Origin of the sequence: Neisseria sp. 27098_8_158, assembly GCF_041433145.1 — a bacterium.
GTDB classification, from domain to species: Bacteria; Pseudomonadota; Gammaproteobacteria; order Burkholderiales; family Neisseriaceae; genus Neisseria; species Neisseria subflava_E.
On the sequence record NZ_JAPWAZ010000002.1, the window covers coordinates 337,802 to 354,434 of the forward strand.

General features: G+C 50.1%; 16 protein-coding genes. 10 read left to right on the forward strand and 6 right to left on the reverse strand.

Annotated features, from left to right (window positions below; all coding sequences use genetic code 11):
* Nucleotides 1-7 precede the first annotated feature (7 nt).
* Nucleotides 8-235: a SlyX family protein gene (locus tag O3681_RS07220; RefSeq protein WP_004518924.1), complete on the reverse strand. Its 228-nt coding sequence runs from the start codon at nucleotides 233-235 to the stop codon at nucleotides 8-10.
* Nucleotide 236: 1 nt separating this feature from the next.
* Entirely contained in the window at nucleotides 237-1,610 is a 1,374-nt protein-coding gene (locus O3681_RS07225) for a Na+/H+ antiporter family protein (RefSeq protein ID WP_371459616.1), read from the reverse strand.
* A 348-nt stretch (nucleotides 1,611-1,958) separates the two neighbouring features.
* Between O3681_RS07225 and O3681_RS07230 the strand changes: the two genes are divergently transcribed.
* The 4 genes from O3681_RS07230 to O3681_RS07245 all read left to right on the forward strand — a co-directional run bounded on the left by O3681_RS07230 (nucleotide 1,959) and on the right by O3681_RS07245 (nucleotide 7,275).
* Nucleotides 1,959-3,278 (forward strand): MFS transporter, encoded by a 1,320-nt coding sequence (locus O3681_RS07230; RefSeq protein ID WP_371459617.1) that lies wholly within the window; start codon nucleotides 1,959-1,961, stop codon nucleotides 3,276-3,278.
* Between the two features lie 316 nt (nucleotides 3,279-3,594).
* Nucleotides 3,595-6,210, forward strand: coding sequence for a bifunctional acetaldehyde-CoA/alcohol dehydrogenase (adhE, locus tag O3681_RS07235; protein ID WP_371459618.1), 2,616 nt, complete (start codon nucleotides 3,595-3,597; stop codon nucleotides 6,208-6,210).
* A 125-nt stretch (nucleotides 6,211-6,335) separates the two neighbouring features.
* Nucleotides 6,336-6,590 (forward strand): helix-turn-helix domain-containing protein, encoded by a 255-nt coding sequence (locus O3681_RS07240; RefSeq protein WP_371459619.1) that lies wholly within the window; start codon nucleotides 6,336-6,338, stop codon nucleotides 6,588-6,590.
* Complete coding sequence (locus O3681_RS07245; RefSeq protein WP_371459620.1) at nucleotides 6,577-7,275, forward strand: MutH/Sau3AI family endonuclease; 699 nt, start codon at nucleotides 6,577-6,579, stop codon at nucleotides 7,273-7,275. The genes O3681_RS07240 and O3681_RS07245 overlap by 14 nt, the downstream gene beginning before the upstream one ends.
* Before the next feature lie 12 nt (nucleotides 7,276-7,287).
* Here O3681_RS07245 and O3681_RS07250 read toward each other — a convergent pair whose 3' ends face one another.
* The 3 genes from O3681_RS07250 to leuS all read right to left on the reverse strand — a co-directional run bounded on the left by O3681_RS07250 (nucleotide 7,288) and on the right by leuS (nucleotide 11,716).
* Nucleotides 7,288-8,103 (reverse strand): site-specific DNA-methyltransferase, encoded by an 816-nt coding sequence (locus O3681_RS07250; RefSeq protein WP_371459621.1) that lies wholly within the window; start codon nucleotides 8,101-8,103, stop codon nucleotides 7,288-7,290.
* A complete protein-coding gene (locus O3681_RS07255) occupies nucleotides 8,096-8,908 on the reverse strand; it encodes a DNA adenine methylase (RefSeq protein ID WP_371459622.1) in 813 nt (270 codons plus the stop codon). The genes O3681_RS07250 and O3681_RS07255 overlap by 8 nt, the downstream gene beginning before the upstream one ends.
* Nucleotides 8,909-9,085: 177 nt before the next feature.
* Nucleotides 9,086-11,716, reverse strand: coding sequence for a leucine--tRNA ligase (gene leuS, locus O3681_RS07260; RefSeq protein ID WP_371459623.1), 2,631 nt, complete (start codon nucleotides 11,714-11,716; stop codon nucleotides 9,086-9,088).
* 200 nt (nucleotides 11,717-11,916) lie between these two features.
* Between leuS and O3681_RS07265 the strand changes: the two genes are divergently transcribed.
* On the forward strand, nucleotides 11,917-12,354 hold the full coding sequence (locus O3681_RS07265; RefSeq protein WP_254322264.1) for a hypothetical protein: 438 nt from the start codon (nucleotides 11,917-11,919) through the stop codon (nucleotides 12,352-12,354).
* A 216-nt stretch (nucleotides 12,355-12,570) separates the two neighbouring features.
* Nucleotides 12,571-13,722 (forward strand): molecular chaperone DnaJ, encoded by a 1,152-nt coding sequence (gene dnaJ / locus O3681_RS07270; protein WP_371459624.1) that lies wholly within the window; start codon nucleotides 12,571-12,573, stop codon nucleotides 13,720-13,722.
* A gap of 65 nt (nucleotides 13,723-13,787) precedes the next feature.
* On the opposite strand, the gene O3681_RS07275 is transcribed toward dnaJ, so the two are convergent.
* Complete coding sequence (locus O3681_RS07275; RefSeq protein ID WP_049332004.1) at nucleotides 13,788-14,192, reverse strand: MarR family winged helix-turn-helix transcriptional regulator; 405 nt, start codon at nucleotides 14,190-14,192, stop codon at nucleotides 13,788-13,790.
* A 188-nt stretch (nucleotides 14,193-14,380) separates the two neighbouring features.
* On the opposite strand from O3681_RS07275, the gene O3681_RS07280 reads away from it, so the two are divergent.
* The 4 genes from O3681_RS07280 (at nucleotide 14,381) to O3681_RS07295 (ending at nucleotide 16,564) form a co-directional block, all read left to right on the forward strand.
* A complete protein-coding gene (locus O3681_RS07280; RefSeq protein ID WP_371459625.1) occupies nucleotides 14,381-14,836 on the forward strand; it encodes a hypothetical protein in 456 nt (151 codons plus the stop codon).
* A gap of 30 nt (nucleotides 14,837-14,866) precedes the next feature.
* Nucleotides 14,867-15,043, forward strand: a complete 177-nt coding sequence (locus O3681_RS07285; protein ID WP_293191805.1) for a hypothetical protein — start codon at nucleotides 14,867-14,869, stop codon at nucleotides 15,041-15,043.
* Between the two features lie 290 nt (nucleotides 15,044-15,333).
* Nucleotides 15,334-15,912 carry a TMEM165/GDT1 family protein gene (locus tag O3681_RS07290; protein WP_371459626.1) on the forward strand — a complete coding sequence of 193 codons (579 nt, stop codon included), beginning with the start codon at nucleotides 15,334-15,336 and terminating at the stop codon, nucleotides 15,910-15,912.
* 1 nt (nucleotide 15,913) lies between these two features.
* Nucleotides 15,914-16,564 (forward strand): TIGR01621 family pseudouridine synthase, encoded by a 651-nt coding sequence (locus O3681_RS07295; RefSeq protein WP_371459627.1) that lies wholly within the window; start codon nucleotides 15,914-15,916, stop codon nucleotides 16,562-16,564.
* Nucleotides 16,565-16,633 lie beyond the last annotated feature (69 nt).

The following is a 16,633-nucleotide window of genomic DNA, read 5'->3' on the forward strand; positions in this document are numbered from 1 at the left end:
TAGCTAATCAATAATGCGGCGGAATCTCGTCGCGCAGGCTGTACGGTTCGCGTTCGCCGTTTGCGCCTTTGTCCTGCATCCGTTGATACAGAAGCCGCAACTGGCCTTGCTGCAAATCTAAAGCCTGCTGCATCTTGGCGATGGTGTCGTTCAGGCTGCCGATTAAATCTTCCTGCAAGGCCGTCTGAATTTCCAGCTCCGTGACGCGGTGTTCCAATTCCTGAATATCGCTCATATTACAGCACCATCGCGGCAATCCAGCCGGCAGCCATCAGCGGGATATTGTAGTGGATAAAAGTCGGGATAACCGAATCGCGGATGTGGTCGTGTTGACCGTCGGCGTTCAAACCCATGGTCGGGCCGAGCGTTGAGTCGGAAGCAGGGGAACCCGCATCACCCAGCGCGCCTGCCGTGCCGACAATGGCCATGGTAGCCATTGGGGAGAAGCCCAAGCTGATGCACAAAGGCACATAAATCGCGGTAATAATCGGCAAGGTGGAGAAAGACGAGCCGATGCCCATGGTTACCAGCAAGCCGACGAATAACATGGTCAATGCGGCCATGCCTTTATTGCCGCCGAACAAAGCCATGCTGTGTTCGACCAAAGGCTGAATCTCGCCGGTTGCGTTCATTACTGCGGCGAAACCTTGTGCTGCAATCATAATAAAGCCGACCATCGCCATCATTTTGATGCCTTCGCCGAACACATCGCTGGCGGCGGAGCGGTTCATCACGCCCAGCATCATAAACACGGCAAAGCCCAACATAGCGCCCAATACCAGTGAACCATCATACAAAAGCTGAATGGCAAAACACACGGCAATCGCCACGGCCGCCACCAAGCTGCGATAGGTTGACGGCTCTTGCTGCTGCACTGCCGCGCGGTTGTCTTCCGTGTCAGTAGTATTGTTCTGATAAATGCGCGGCTTGCGGTAGTGCAAAAAGGCCAGCAGCAAGCCGGAAACCATGCCCAAAGCCGGAATCGCCATTGCGTGCATCACATTGATGCCGCTGGTGTCCATGCCTGCCGAGCGGATATTGCCCAACATGATGTCGTTCAAGAAGATGGCGCCGAAACCGTAAGGCAGGAACATATAAGTCGTTACCAAGCCAAACGTAATCACGCAGGCCACCAAGCGGCGGTCGAGTTTCAAACGGTTGAACACCAACAGCAGCGGCGGAATAATCATCGGGATAAACGCGATATGAATCGGCACAACGTTTTGGCTCATCACGCCCATGCACAAAATAATCGCCAGCAGCAGCCATTTGACCGCGCCTTCGCCTTTCGCATTGCCTTCGTCGCCGTTTAGCTTGCGGATAATCACGCCGGCGAGCTGTTGCGGCAGGCCGGAATGCGTGATGGCCATGGCAAACGCGCCGAGCATGGCATAAGACAGCGCGATTTGCGCCCCGCCTTTCAGGCCTTCGTTAAAAACAGGAATAATCCCTTGCTGCACCACATCGCCAGCCGCGTTGGTTACATTCTCCAAAGGCATACCGGCCACCAAGCCGCCGACAAACGCGCCGACAGCCAAGCTGAGCACCACATGCACGCGCGATAAAGACAGCACAAGCATGATGATGACCGCAATTACAACCGCATTCATATCGTTCTCCGTTGTTCAGACGGCCTGTTATGTAAAAACAGGCAATCATCTGTTTACATATTACAAATAAACATCATAACCCAAGCATGAAGCCTTTGCAAAAAACGGCAGGCCGTCTGAAAACCAGACCATCGGTTTCAGACGGCCTGCCGTGAACCCTTATTCAGAGTTTTAATAGGGCGTGCGGTTCTGGCGATAAAAATATCTAAAAAACACGCGCTTCCTATTCTTTGCATATGGTACCAATGTTAAAATCGACACAATGTCTCGGTTTCAGGTTTGTCACTGAAATTAAAGCATTTATTGCTAAAACCCAATTCAATCATACACAAACAAAGGAAAGAAGTGATGGATATTCTGACGCGGCTGCACAATCTGCCGCCCTCCCGCTTTCATTACAAACTTCTAGTGTTGGTCGGCATAGGCTGGCTGTTTGATGCCATGGATACAGGCTTGGTGTCGTTTGTATTGCCGGCTTTGGGCAAAGATTGGGCGCTGGCTCCGGCGCAGTTGGGTTGGATTGTCAGCATTGCCTTTGTCGGCATGGCTCTGGGCGCAGTATTCAGCGGCTGGCTGGCGGACAGGTTCGGACGGAAAACCGTTTTTGCCGGCACGATGGTGGTGTACAGTATTGCCACAGGTTTGTGCGCGCTTGCGCCTGACTTGACGGTTTTGCTGGTGTGCCGCTTTTTTGTCGGTGTCGGTTTGGGCGGCCAACTGCCCGTCGCCGTGTCGCTGGTCAGCGAATATGCGCCGCCGAAAGTACGCGGCCGTTTTATTGTGTTGCTGGAAAGCTTCTGGGGCTTGGGCTGGCTCTCAGCCGCGCTGGTGTCTTATTTCTTTATTCCGCAAACCGGCTGGCACAGCGCGTTTTTATTCGGCGCCTTGCCCCTGTTTTATGTGCCGTTGGTGTTGAAATTCGTTCCCGAATCCGTGCCTTACCTGCTTTCCCGCGGCAAAACCGACGAAGCGCACCGTTTGGTATCCGCGCTGGAAATTCAATCGGGCATCACACCGCCGACAGAAGCCGTTGCCGCACCGGCCGCCCCGCGCGAACGCATCCGCTTCGTCCAACTTTGGCAACATCCGTTTGCACGGCGCACGCTGATGCTGTGGCTGGTTTGGTTCGGCATCGTGTTTTCGTATTACGGCATTTTCACTTGGTTGCCCAAACTGCTGGTCGAGCAGGGCAATACCGTGGTCAAAACCTTTGAATATGTACTGGTGATGATTGTTGCGCAACTGCCCGGCTATATAGCCGCCGCGGCTTTGGTGGAAAGAATCGGCCGCAAAGCAACGCTGGCAGGCTTTCTGGCCGCGTGCGCCGCGTGCGCATGGTTTTTCGGGCAAAGCACAACTGCGGCCGAAGTCATGATCTGGGGCAGCCTGATGTCCTTCTTCAACTTGGGCGCATGGGGCGTTTTGTACACCTACACCCCTGAACTCTACCCCTTGCGCTTCCGTGCCTTCGCATCCGGCTGGGCAGGCGCCATCGGGCGCGTCGGCGGTATACTCGCCCCCATGGTAGTGGCGGCGATGGTGGGCAATAGTGGCGGCTTCGGCAATATCTTTATGATGTTTGCGCTGGTTATGCTGCTGATTGTGGCGGTAATCTTGGTATTGGGTGAAGAAACCAAAGGCCGTACGCTGGAAGATATTAGCCAATAAACGGCAAAGCAAAAAAGGCCGTCTGAAAAAGATTTTCAGACGGCCTTTTTCATTTACGCTCGTAATTTTAATACATCGATTTTCTGTTTTTATCTTAATTACCGAGGAAAGCGACGAAGAATAACCGTTTTTGTTTTTGTGTAGATAAAAATATTATACGTCAAAGAATTAAAATGAATAAACGATAAAATGGCCGTCTGAAAAGTTCAATCATGGTTTGTGATGTAGGTCAAAGCAGAATGTAACTAAATTACCTATAGTCATCGTAGTGAAAATTTATTGACCTTATTGCCACCTTTTATTAAGGAGATACACCATGAACGCATCAGCCGACAACGTCGTCAGCCCAGCCGTAGCCGAGGTAAACAGCCTGGTTGACAAGGGTTTACGGGCATTGGACGAGTTTCTTAAGCTCGATCAGGAGCAGATTGACTTTATTGTTGCCAAAGCCTCCATTGCCGCGCTGGACAAACATGGTGTACTCGCCATGCACGCGGTAGAAGAAACGGGACGCGGCGTGTTTGAGGATAAGGCGACGAAAAACCTGTTTGCCTGCGAAAACGTTGTGCGCCGCCTGCGTGATTTGAAAACCGTGGGTGTCATCAGCGAAAACGATGTAACCGGTATTACTGAAATTGCCGATCCGGTCGGCGTGGTTTGCGGTATTGTGCCGACGACCAATCCGACTTCCACCACCATTTTCAAATCCCTGATTGCGCTGAAAACCCGCAATCCGATTATTTTCTCGTTCCACCCGTCCGCCCAGCAGTGTTCCGCCCATGCCGCGCGTATTGTGCGCGATGCGGCGATTGCGGCCGGTGCGCCGGAAAACTGTATCCAGTGGATTGAAAAGCCGTCTATGGAAGGCACTTCCGCGCTAATGAAGCATCCGGGCGTGGCAACGATTTTGGCGACCGGCGGCAATGCGATGGTGGAAGCCGCGTATTCCTGTGGCAAACCTGCGCTCGGCGTCGGGGCGGGCAACGTACCTGCTTATGTTGAAAAAACGGCGGACATCAAACAGGTGGCGCACGATATTGTGATGTCGAAATCTTTCGACAACGGCATGGTGTGCGCCAGCGAGCAAGCGGTGATTGCCGATAAAGAGATTTACAAAGGGTTGGCCGAAGAGTTCAAATCTTACGGCGTGTACTTTGCCAATAAAAAAGAAAAAGCCATGCTCGAAGAGTTTATCTTCGGCGTAACGGCGAATTGCGCCAGCTGTGGCGGAGCAAAACTTAATTCCGCCGTCGTGGGCAAACCGGCGGCATGGATTGCCGAACAGGCCGGGTTTAAAGTGCCTGAAAAAACCAACATCATTATCGCCGAATGTCGCGAAGTCGGCCCGAACGAGCCGCTGACCCGCGAAAAACTTTCACCTGTTTTGGCCATGATTAAGGCGGACTCGACCGAACAAGGTTTGAAGTTCGCAGAAGAAATGGTTGCCTTTGACGGCTTGGGACACTCCGCCGCCATCCATACCGCTGACGAAGAATTGGTCAAAACGTTCGGCTCCCGCGTCAAAGCGTTGCGCGTGATTTGGAATTCACCTTCCACCTTCGGCGGCATCGGCGACGTGTACAACGCCTTCCTGCCTTCTCTGACCCTCGGTTGCGGCTCTTACGGTAAAAACGCCGTCGGCGGCAACGTCAGCGCAGTCAATCTGTTAAACATCAAAAAAGTAGGCCGTCGGAGAAACAACATGCAATGGTTCAAAGTGCCCGCCAAAATCTATTTTGAACGCGATTCCATCCAATATCTGCAAGACATGAAAGACTGCGAAAAAGTCATGATTGTGACCGACCGTTCGATGGTTGATCTGGGCTTTGTCGATAAAATCACCTACCAACTGCATCAACGCAAAAACAAAGTGACCATCCAGCTGTTTACCGATGTCGAAGCCGATCCGAGCGTCCAAACCGTCTATAAAGGCACGGATTTGATGCGCAGCTTCCAACCCGACACCATCATCGCACTGGGCGGCGGTTCTCCAATGGACGCGGCCAAAGCCATGTGGCTTTTCTACGAGCAGCCGCAAGTCGATTTTGAAGACTTGGTGCAAAAATTCATGGACATCCGCAAACGCGCCTTCCGCTTCCCCGAATTGGGCCGCAAAGCCAAATTTATCGGTATCCCTACCACATCGGGCACAGGCTCCGAAGTAACACCGTTTACCGTCATCAGCGACGGCGACAAAAAATATCCGATTGCCGACTACTCGCTGACACCGACTATTTCGATTGTTGATCCTGCGTTTACCATGACCGTTCCGGCAGGCGTAACCGCTGATACAGGTTTGGACGTACTGACCCACGCCGTAGAAGCATACGTTTCCGTACTGGCGAACGACTTTACAGACGGCCTCGCCCTGCAAGCCATCAAGCTCGTGTTCCAATACCTCGAACGCTCCTACAAACACGGTGCGGCCGATCCTGAAGCGCGCGAGCATATGCACAATGCCTCCACCATCGCAGGCATGGCGTTTGCCAATGCGTTCTTGGGCATCAACCACTCGATGGCACACAAAATCGGCGGCAAATATCATGTTCCGCACGGCCGTGCCAACGCCATCCTGTTGCCGCACGTCATCCGCTACAACGGTACGCGTCCGCAGAAAACCGCCACTTGGCCGAAGTACAACTACTACAAAGCCGACCTGAAATATCAGGAAATCGCCCGTACCTTAGGCCTGCCATGCAGCACACCGGCAGAAGGCGTCGAATCCTTCGCCCGCGCCTGCCATGAGCTGGCAGTCAACGTCGGTATCAAAATGTCTTTGAAAGAGCAGAGCATTGATGAGAAAACCTTCCTCGACGGCAGAAAAGAGCTGGCTATGATGTCTTTTGAAGACCAATGCACCCCGGCCAACCCACGCCTCGCCATGGTGGCCGATATGGAAGAAATCCTGACCAAAGCCTATTACGGCGAATAAAATCGGGTAGATAAAAAGGCCGTCTGAAACCTGACTATAGGGTTTCAGACGGCCTTTCGTATTAGAACTAAAGTTGATACTTATTGTATGTGGAATTTAATTTGCAAACATTAAGAATAGGCATCATGAAATCAGAAATTTTAAAACAATTTGGCAAACATGTTCGTCATTTAAGACAACTCCAGGATTTAAGTCAGGAAACATTGGCTGAAAAAGCGAATATGCACCGAACTTATATCGGAATGATAGAACGTGGAGAGCGTAACCCCGCTCTATTAAATCTTATTCGTTTGGCTAGCGCATTAGATATTTCTTTGCCTGAACTTTTAACTTTTAAGGACTATGTTAATGACGGGGACTGTGATAATGAATCTAACTGATTCGTATGATTTTTTTAGAGAAAACGCCGGAAGGACGCTAGGAGATCTAAAACTTGAATATCAAACCAAATTTCCCAAGTTCACCGCTGAAATGAAGATAAATAAAGGCGGGGTAGGACAGTTTATCGAGAAATTAATAGGACTTAAGAATACAAATGCTTTGACAGATTTTTCTGATGGTGAGCTGAAAACCAATAAAGCAGATGCAGATGGTGCACCACTAGAGACTATGTTTATCTCGCAGATTTCCAGTAACTTTGATCAGTTAATCAGCGATCAGATAAGTTTTGAAGATAGTTGGATATACCAGAAGATAAAGAATTTGCTATATGTTCCTATTTGTAAAGCCGACAACGATCCTGACAAATGGTACATACAGTCAGCCTATCATGTGCAAATAAATGAAGAGGGTGAACTTTTCAGACAGTTATCTGCTGATTTCACGCAAATTAAAACTAAGCTGTTAGCTGATATTAATTCCGGCGACGGATACATTCATACATCAAACGGTAGTTTTATACAAATCAGATCAAAAGATTCCAAGCCATACAGTCCTATATTTTCTGCGCAATATAATCGGAATATTTCAAATAAGAATCATGCATTTTATTTTAAGAAAGAATTTATGCGGGAAGTTCGTGAAATGGCCAGACAGGGTAGGGATGGTGTTGTTCGAATAATTTAAAATAAGATGGGGCTACAGCTTTTGTTGTAGTCTTTTCTTTGCTAATTCAAAAAAATCTTCTTCTAGTTCGCAACCACAAAATTTTCGACCATGTTTTAAGGCAGCAACGCCTGTTGTGCCGCTGCCCATGAAAGGGTCAAAAATTAAATCTCCGATATTTGAAGCCGATAGTATGCAGCGTTCAAGTAAGGGGAGTGGTTTTTGTGTCGGATGTTTGCCGAATGTTTTTTCGGTTTTATTTGGTGGAGGAAATGTCCAAACACATTTCATCTGTTTGCCATTATTTTGTGCTTTCATCATTTCATAATGAAACGTATGTTTGGCTTTTTTATTTTTCTTTGCCCATAAGATTGTTTCTGTCGAATGGGTAAAAAAACGGCAGGACAAATTAGGGGGAGGATTGGGTTTTTCCCAAGTAATATTGTTCAAAATATGGTATCCGATGGTTTGCATCAGGTAGCCGATTAAATAGATATTATGGAATGTGCCGCAAACCCAAATTGTGCCGTTTGGTTTTAATAAGGCGTGACACAGTCGGAGCCATTCTTCGTAGAATTCCAAATCTGCCGCCATTCCTTTGGATTTATCCCAGTTGCCTTTATTGACGGAAACCATTTGTCCGTTTTGACAACTGAATCCATTATTAGAAAGAAAGTAAGGAGGGTCTGCGAAAATCATATCAAAACAGCCATTTGGATGTTTTTCCAATATCTTCCGCATGACGTTAAGGGAATTTTCGTTGTAGAGAACAAGGTCGTCTAAAACGATTTTTTTCAAACGACTTTGATAAATGGCAGCTTCTTCAGCCAGTTTGTCGAAATCACTCATAAATTGCCAATAATTCTCCGACTTTTTTGCGACTACTGCCCTTTGCGGCAATATTGCGTTGCACTTCAACCGTTTTCAGAATGGCAGAAGAATAAATATTTCTCGTAAATTCAGTATCATGATTTGAAATCAAAACGCCTTGAGAGTTAGGTGCAATTTGTTGGGCTGTCTGGGAAAGGCGGATTTGATCGTCCAAATTGAAACCTTCTTTGGCATAAGTGGTAAATGAAGCAGTCGGACTTAAAGGTGCATAAGGAGGATCACAATAAACAGTATCGGTATTGTCTATCAGAGATAGGGTCGTCTGAAAATCTCCGCACATTAATTCAACTCTACCAGATTTTTGAATGAAACCTTCCATTTCTTGTTGTGGAAAGTAAGGAGATTTGTAGCGTCCAAATGGCACATTAAATGCACCTTTGCTGTTGTAGCGGCATAAACCGTTAAAAGCATGGCGATTCAGATAGATAAATAGAGCGGAACGTTCGTGCAGATTTTTGCTAGAGTTGAATTGTTCCCGCAATTCATAAAATTTTGAATCGTTATTGTTGTCGGAATTAAAGAAAGAGCGGGCATAGTCGATGAATACGGACTTTTCTTCTTTTAAGATACGGAATAAGCCGATTACGTCAGCGTTAATATCATTGAGCAGATAATGTTCGAAATCTAATGCAAGAGACAAAGCGGCAGAACCGCAAAAGGGTTCAATCAGGCGTTTTCGTGCAGGAGTAGGTAGATTGTGTTCGATAAAGGGGACAAGTTTATGTTTGCCGCCCGCCCATTTTAGGAAGGGTTTTGAAGCCATTAGGATGCCGAGTACAAGCGTGGTTGATTGACTTGGAATTGTGCCAAAACATCGTGAGGAATACAACGGATTGTTGGACTTATCAACTCAATCTACCTTAAAAAGGTCGTCTGAAAACCCTGTTTCCAAGTTTTCAGACGACCTTTCCTAATTACAGCAATCAATGCCGAATCGGCTTTACACCACGATGTTCACCAGCCTGCCCGGTACGACAATGATTTTCTTGGCGGGCTTGCCTTCCATGAATTTCACTGCGCCTTCGTTGGTAAGGGCGGCTGCTTCGAGGTCGGCTTTGGATGCGTCGGCGGCAACGGTGATTTTTCCGCGCAGTTTGCCGTTGACTTGAACCATGACTTCGATTTCGGATTTGACCAAGGCGGCATCATCGACTGTCGGCCAGCCAGCTTCCCACAGTTTCGCGCCGTTCAATTCGCTCCACAAGGTTTCGCAGATGTGCGGCACAATCGGCCACAGCAGGCGTACGGCGGCTTCCAATACTTCTTGAGCGACGGCGCGGCCTTGTTCGCCGCTAGTGTCGGTTTTGTCGTATTGGTTGAGCAGTTCCATCACGGCGGCGATGGCGGTGTTGAACTGCTGACGGCGGCCGTAGTCGTCGCTGACTTTGGCGGTGGTGGCGTGCAGTTTGTGGCGCAGGTCTTTGAGTTCTTTAGACAAACCGTCTTGGTTACCTGCAAATGCTTTGACCGCACCGCCTTGTTTCAGGTATTCGTAAACGGTACGCCACAGACGACGCAGGAAGCGGTGTGCGCCTTCGACGCCGCTGTCGCTCCATTCGAGGGACTGTTCGGGCGGTGCGGCGAACATCATGAACAGGCGGGCAGTGTCCGCGCCGTAGGCGTTAATCAGCTCTTGCGGATCGACGCCGTTGTTTTTGGACTTGGACATTTTTTCCGTGCCGCTGATGACGACTGGCAGTCCGTCTGCTTTCAGAACAGCGGAAACAGGGCGGCCTTTGTCGTCAAAAGTCAGCTCGACATCGGCGGGGTTGATCCAGTCTTTGCTGCCGTTGGCATTTTCGCGGTAGTAGGTTTCGCAGACAACCATGCCTTGCGTGAGCAGGCGTTCAAACGGTTCATCAACATTGACCAAACCTTCGTCGCGCATCAGTTTGGTGAAGAAGCGCGCGTACAAGAGGTGCAAAATCGCGTGTTCGATACCGCCGATGTATTGGTCAACCGCGCCCCAGTATTTTGCGGCTTCAGTCGATACCATGCCTTCTGCGAACTTGGGCGACATGTAGCGGAAGAAATACCAGCTCGATTCCATGAAGGTGTCCATGGTGTCGGTTTCGCGTTTTGCCGCGCCGCCGCAGCATGGGCAGGTGGTTTCGTAAAACTCGGGCATTTTTGCCAAAGGCGAACCCATGCCGTCGGGTACGACGTTTTCAGGCAAAACGACGGGCAGTTGGTCGGCTGGGACGGGGACGTCGCCGCATTTTTCGCAATGGACGATGGGAATCGGGCAGCCCCAGTAGCGTTGGCGCGAAATACCCCAGTCGCGCAGGCGGTATTGGGTTTTCGGTTCGCCTGCGTCTTGGCTTTGCAGTTTGGCGGCGATGGCGTCGAAGGCCGTCTGAAAATTCATACCGTCCAAGTCGCCGCTGTTGACCAATACGCCGTTTTCTTTGTCGCCGTACCATTCTTGCCATTGGTTTGCGTCGAATGTGTTGTCGCCGACGGCAATAACTTGTTTTTTCGGCAGATTGTATTTGGTGGCAAACTCGAAATCGCGTTCGTCGTGTGCCGGAACCGCCATTACCGCGCCGTCGCCGTAGCCCCACAATACATAGTTGGCAATCCACACTTCCAGTTTGTCGCCGTTGAGCGGGTTGACGACGTAGCGGCCGGTCGGCACGCCTTTTTTCTCCATTGTCGCCATATCGGCTTCGGCAACCGAGCCGGCTTTGCATTCGGCGATAAATGTCTGCAATTCGGGTTTGTCGGCGGCTGCGGCGGTTGCCAGCGGATGCTCGGCGGCAACGGCGACATAAGTCGCGCCCATCAGCGTGTCGGGGCGGGTGGTATAAACTTGCAGGAATTTCGCGTAATCGCCTTCCAAGCCTTGTTTGCTGTCGTCTGAAACGGCGAAGCGCACGGTCATGCCGCGAGATTTGCCGATCCAGTTGCGCTGCATGGTTTTGACTTGTTCCGGCCAGTGTTCCAGCTTGTCCAAGTCGTTGAGCAGCTCTTCGGCGTAATCCGTGATTTTGAAGTAATACATCGGGATTTCGCGTTTTTCGATCAACGCGCCCGAACGCCAGCCGCGCCCGTCGATGACTTGCTCGTTGGCAAGGACGGTTTGGTCGACCGGGTCCCAGTTCACCGTGCCGTTTTTGCGATAGACGATGCCTTTTTCAAACAGCTTGGTAAACAGCCATTGTTCCCAGCGGTAGTATTCGGGTTTGCAGGTGGCGACTTCGCGCTCCCAGTCAATCGCAAAACCCAGGCTTTTGAGCTGGGTTTTCATGTATTCGATGTTGTCGTAGGTCCAAGCGGCGGGGGCGACGTTGTTTTTCATCGCTGCATTTTCCGCCGGCATACCGAACGCGTCCCAACCCATAGGCTGCATGACGTTGAAGCCGTTTAAGAGTTTGAAGCGGCTCAATACGTCGCCGATGGTGTAGTTGCGCACATGCCCCATGTGCAGCTTGCCGCTGGGGTAGGGGAACATGGAGAGGCAGTAGTATTTGGGTTTGGAAGCGTCTTCGGAGACGTTGAAAATACGGGCGTCGTCCCATTTTTTCTGCGCCGCAGGCTCGATGGCGGCGGGCTGGTAATGTTCTTGCATGGTCATTCTGTTTTTCGCTTGAAAATGTGAGGGAATTCAAAGGGGGGATTATAGCAGGTTCCCAAAGGATTGGCCTGTGGAACAGGCAGGATGGGCGGTCTTCAGCAGCCGCAAGGCGGAGTATCCTTGACAAGGATTTAGACTTCTATAAGAATAAGGCGAATATTTGTATTTCAACCATAACAGAAGAAAGGATCGCCATGATGAACAAAAACCTCTTAGCAGTTACCCTGAGCGCGATATTTGCCCTGGCCGCATGCGGCGGCTCGGACAACAGTGCGTCTGTCGCCCCGCAACAAGCATCCGCAGCTTCTGGTGCTTCTTCCCCTGCATCCGACGCAGCCGCACCGTCTTCCGAAGCCGTAGCATCGGAAGTGTCCCCGGTGGAAATGGGTTCGGCGCCAGAAAATCCCCTGCCAGCAGAGTGCGCCGACGTCGTTCGCAAACAAGAGGCATGTTGGTCGAAAATGAATTTTGACAAAGACGGGCTTGCCCAGGCCGAGATGGATTTGTCGCAATGGAAAAAACAGTTGAACGCTTTGGGCAGCAGCGAAGCACAGGTTGAAGCTTGTCAAAAAGCGGCGAAACTGTTTGATGAGGCAAAAGACGGAAGCTGTCCGAAAATAGAGCTTAAATAAGCATTCCCCCGTATCCGTTGCCGATACTTCCCCAAGGCCGTCCGAGATATTCAGACGGCCTTTTTGCCGCAAACGGCGATACCGTTTGGAGTTGATTCGTCAAAAAACACCCGCCCGGAAAAACAATAATCGCCATGCCCGCACGCCTCTTGAGTTTTCCTTTATCCGCCCATATATCCGGTCTAGTTTTTACACATATCAACAACCATCACTATCATGAGCAACCAAGATTTTTATGCAACACTCGGCGTGGCGCGCGGCGCGACCGACGACGAAATTAAAAAAGCCTACCGCAAGCTGGCGATGAAATACCATCCCGACCGCAATCCTGATAATAAAGAGGCGGAAGAAAAATTTAAAGAAGTCCAAAAAGCTTACGACACCTTGTCTGACAAGGAAAAACGTACCATGTACGACCAATACGGTCATGCCGCGTTCGAACAGGGCGCAGGTGCGGGCGGATTCGGTGGCTTTGGCGGTTTCGGCGGCGCGCAAGGCTTCGATTTTTCCGATATTTTCAGCCAAATGTTCGGCGGTGGCGGCAGCGCAGGCGGCCGTCAGCCGGATTACAGTGGCGCGGACTTGCAGGTCGGCATAGAGATTTCGCTTGAAGAAGCCGCCAAAGGCGTGAAAAAACGCATCAATATTCCGACTTACGAAGAATGTGATGTCTGTCACGGCTCAGGTGCCAAACCGGGCACATCCGCATCGACTTGTTCGACCTGTCACGGCTCAGGCACGGTACACGTCCGCCAAGCCATTTTCCAAATGCAGCAGACTTGTCCGACTTGTCACGGTACCGGCAAAGAAATCAAAGATCCTTGCGTCAAATGTCGTGGCGAAGGCCGCACCAAGACCAGCAAAACAGTTGAAGTCAACATTCCGGCAGGCATCGACGACGGTCAACGCATCCGCTTGAGCGGCGAGGGCGAGCCTGGCCAACACGGCGCACCGGCAGGCGATTTGTACGTCAATGTCCGCGTGAGACAACACAAAATCTTTGAGCGCAACGGCTTGGACCTGCATTGCGAACTGCCGATCAGTTTTGCCATTGCCGCATTGGGCGGTGAAGTCGAAGTGCCGACTTTGGACGGCAAAGTCAAACTGCACATTCCGAAAGAAACGCAAACCGGCCGCCGTATGCGCGTGAAAGGCAAAGGCATCAAGTCTTTGCGTTCCAGCTCGACCGGCGATTTGTACTGCCACATTTTGGTTGAAACACCGGTTAACCTGACCGACCGTCAGAAAGAGTTGCTGGAAGAATTTGAAAAAATCTCCTCCGGCCTCAATCTCAGCCAAACCCCGCGCAAAAAATCGTTTTGGGAAAAAGTAGGCGAAAAAGTAGGCGATTTGTTCTCCGATAATTAATCGCTGTGAAAAAGGCCGTCTGAAACCTGTTTACATTGGGTTTCAGACGGCCTTTTTTATATTTTTCAGACTTTTATCATCTTTTGTTGCTTCAATATAATCTTCTGTGCCATTTCCAAAAACAGTTTCTGCTCGTCTGCAGACAGATCAGCCAAGGATTCTTGGTTGATGGCTTTGGCAATTTCGGTGGAGCTTGATTGTAAAGCACGCGCGTGTTCTGTCAGCATAATCAAACGGCTGCGTGCATCTTCAGGATTAGGCTCCCGTGTAATCAATCCGTCTCGCTCCATCCGTGCCAGAGTGTTGGCAATCGTTGCCTGCTTCAAATCGGCACGCTCAACTAATTCCTGTTGGCTCAAGCCGTCTTTATTCCATAGCTCGATCAAAATTGGAAATTGTGCAGGCGCAATCCCCAGTGGTTTTAAGCCTTCGCTCAATAAAATGGCAAATTGGCGGGCAATATGGTTCATCAAATAGCCTGCCGATTCAGTTTTGAAAACTTCGTTCACTTTGTTTCCTTTAAAATCAAATTATTGCGGATTATATCACAAATATAGCTTGCTATCTTAATTAATAGCAAGCTATACTTATTTTAACTCGATAGCTTGCTATTTAAATACTTTCAGACGACCTCTCTTAAATGTTCAAGGAAACCATAATGAACCGCAATACTTTACGCAAAATCCACGCCGCCGCAGGGGTGGGCGCATTTTTATTCATCGCTTCGTTTTGGAGCAGCACCGTGTTCAGCGAACTCTTCGGCTCGCACGAAACCGTCGCCGCCGTGAAGCAAATCATTGTTTATGCGCTGTTCGGGTTGATTGCCTGCATGGCAACCGCAGGCGCAACAGGCATGAAAATGGGTGGGAAAAGCAAACATACTGCGATTGCAGCGAAACGCCGACGCATGCCGTTTATCGCCGCCAACGGAATGTTGATTTTGCTGCCTTGTGCCTTTTTCTTGAATAACCGCGCTTCTGCCGGACAGTTTGACATCGTGTTTTATATCGTTCAAATCGTAGAACTGATTGCCGGTATAGCTAATCTGACGCTGTTGGGACTGAGCATGAAAGACGGATTTTCTATCCGTAAACCCAAATTGAAATCCGCTTAATTGTTAATTAACGTAGCCCGTTGGCGCAATATGGAAGATTTTAAAGCCGCTACTGCCAAGATGCGTCAGGCCCTGCCGGATAATATGCCTGAAGGGGTTACAGCCAGCCCGGGTTTGTTTAAAGTGATTGAAAACGATATGCCGCATGGTTTTGGCAGATATAATGGCAAAGGATTCGGCCGTAAATTTGAAGTATGCGGCAAGTAATCACAGGCCGTCTGAAATCTGCTTTACATTGGGTTTCAGACGGCCTTTTGTTTTTCTTTCTGTTGCTTCAAGCCATGGTTTGCCTTACAATTCGCGCTTCACTCTTACGGGAGTAGCCATTCGGCGCAATGCCGAAACCGTTGTCAACATAATCGGCTTGTGCGGCCGTGGCAGCGGTATCTTCTCTGCTTTATCGGAAGACAGGCAAGACGTAAGCGTTGTCCATACCCTTGCGGGCGGTATGCACAGCGCTTTTTGTTTGCCCGCTTGTCGGTTGAGTATCTTAAATCATGGAAGCTTTTTTCTCCTCGACGCTGGGCGTTGCCATTGCCGAAATCGGCGATAAGACGCAATTGCTCGCGCTCTTTTTGGCAGCACGTTTTGCCCACAAAAACGCGATTGTTGCCGGTATTTTTATTGCAACCCTGTTGAACCATCTTGTTTCAGCCGCACTCGGTGTCTGGCTGGCATCCGCTATTTCGCCCGAAGTCATGAAATGGGTGGTTGGCGGCAGCTTTATTGCGGTCGGATTATGGCTGCTGTTGCCTGACAAAGACGAAGACCCTGACGACAAGTGGCTGAAATACGGCGCATTTACGGCGACGGTCGTCCTGTTTTTCTTGGCGGAAATCGGCGATAAAACGCAAATTGCGACGGTTCTTTTGGCAGCCAAATACCAATCTATCCTGCTGGTCGTGGTCGGCAGTATTGCCGGTTTGATGATTGCTTCTGTGCCTGCCGTGTATTTGGGCGAAATGTTGATGCGCAAGATTCCGGCCAAAGCAGTGCGCATTGCTGCGTGTATCTTGTTCTGCCTGCTGGGTATTTTGACCCTGCTTGGCGATGGTATTGTGTTGAAGGTCGTCTGAAATGTGGGATATTGTTTTTGAACACGAAGCCTTTGTGGTCATTAATAAGCCTTGCGGCGTATCGGTGCATAGCGAATCGGAAGGGGATGTTTGCCTGACCGCTTCGCTGGCGCAGCAGCTCGGCGTTGAACGCGTGTGGTTGGTTCACCGTTTGGACAAAGCCACCAGCGGCCTGTTGCTGTTTGCGCTCAACCGCGACAGCGCGGCCGCTTTGTCGGCGCAATTTGCCGAGAAAACCATGCGTAAAACTTATTTGGCACTCGGTACGCACAAGCCGGCGAAAAAGCAGGGCTGGGTGAAAGGCGGTATGGCGCGTTCGCGGCGCGGTACATGGAAGCTGACGCGAGACGAGGATAATTTTGCCGTTACCCGTTTCAGCAGCCAAAGCCTGAAGCCCGGTTTGCGCCTGTTTGTGTTGCAACCGTTTACCGGCAAAACCCATCAGCTGCGCGTGGCCATGAAAAGCATAGGTAGTCCGATTTTGGGCGATACGCTGTATGGCGGCGATGAGGCGGGACATCTGTTTCTGCACGCTTGGCGTTTGGTTTTCGACTATCGCGGCGAGCATTTCGATATTCGGGTTGCGCCTGATAAAACATGGCCGTCTGAAATCGATTTGTCGGCGTGTTTGGGTTTGGATGAGTCCGAATAGAAGCAGTGAAATTTTTGTGTATATTAGAAAAGGCCGTCTGAAAATTGTTCAGACGGCCTTTTGATTGTT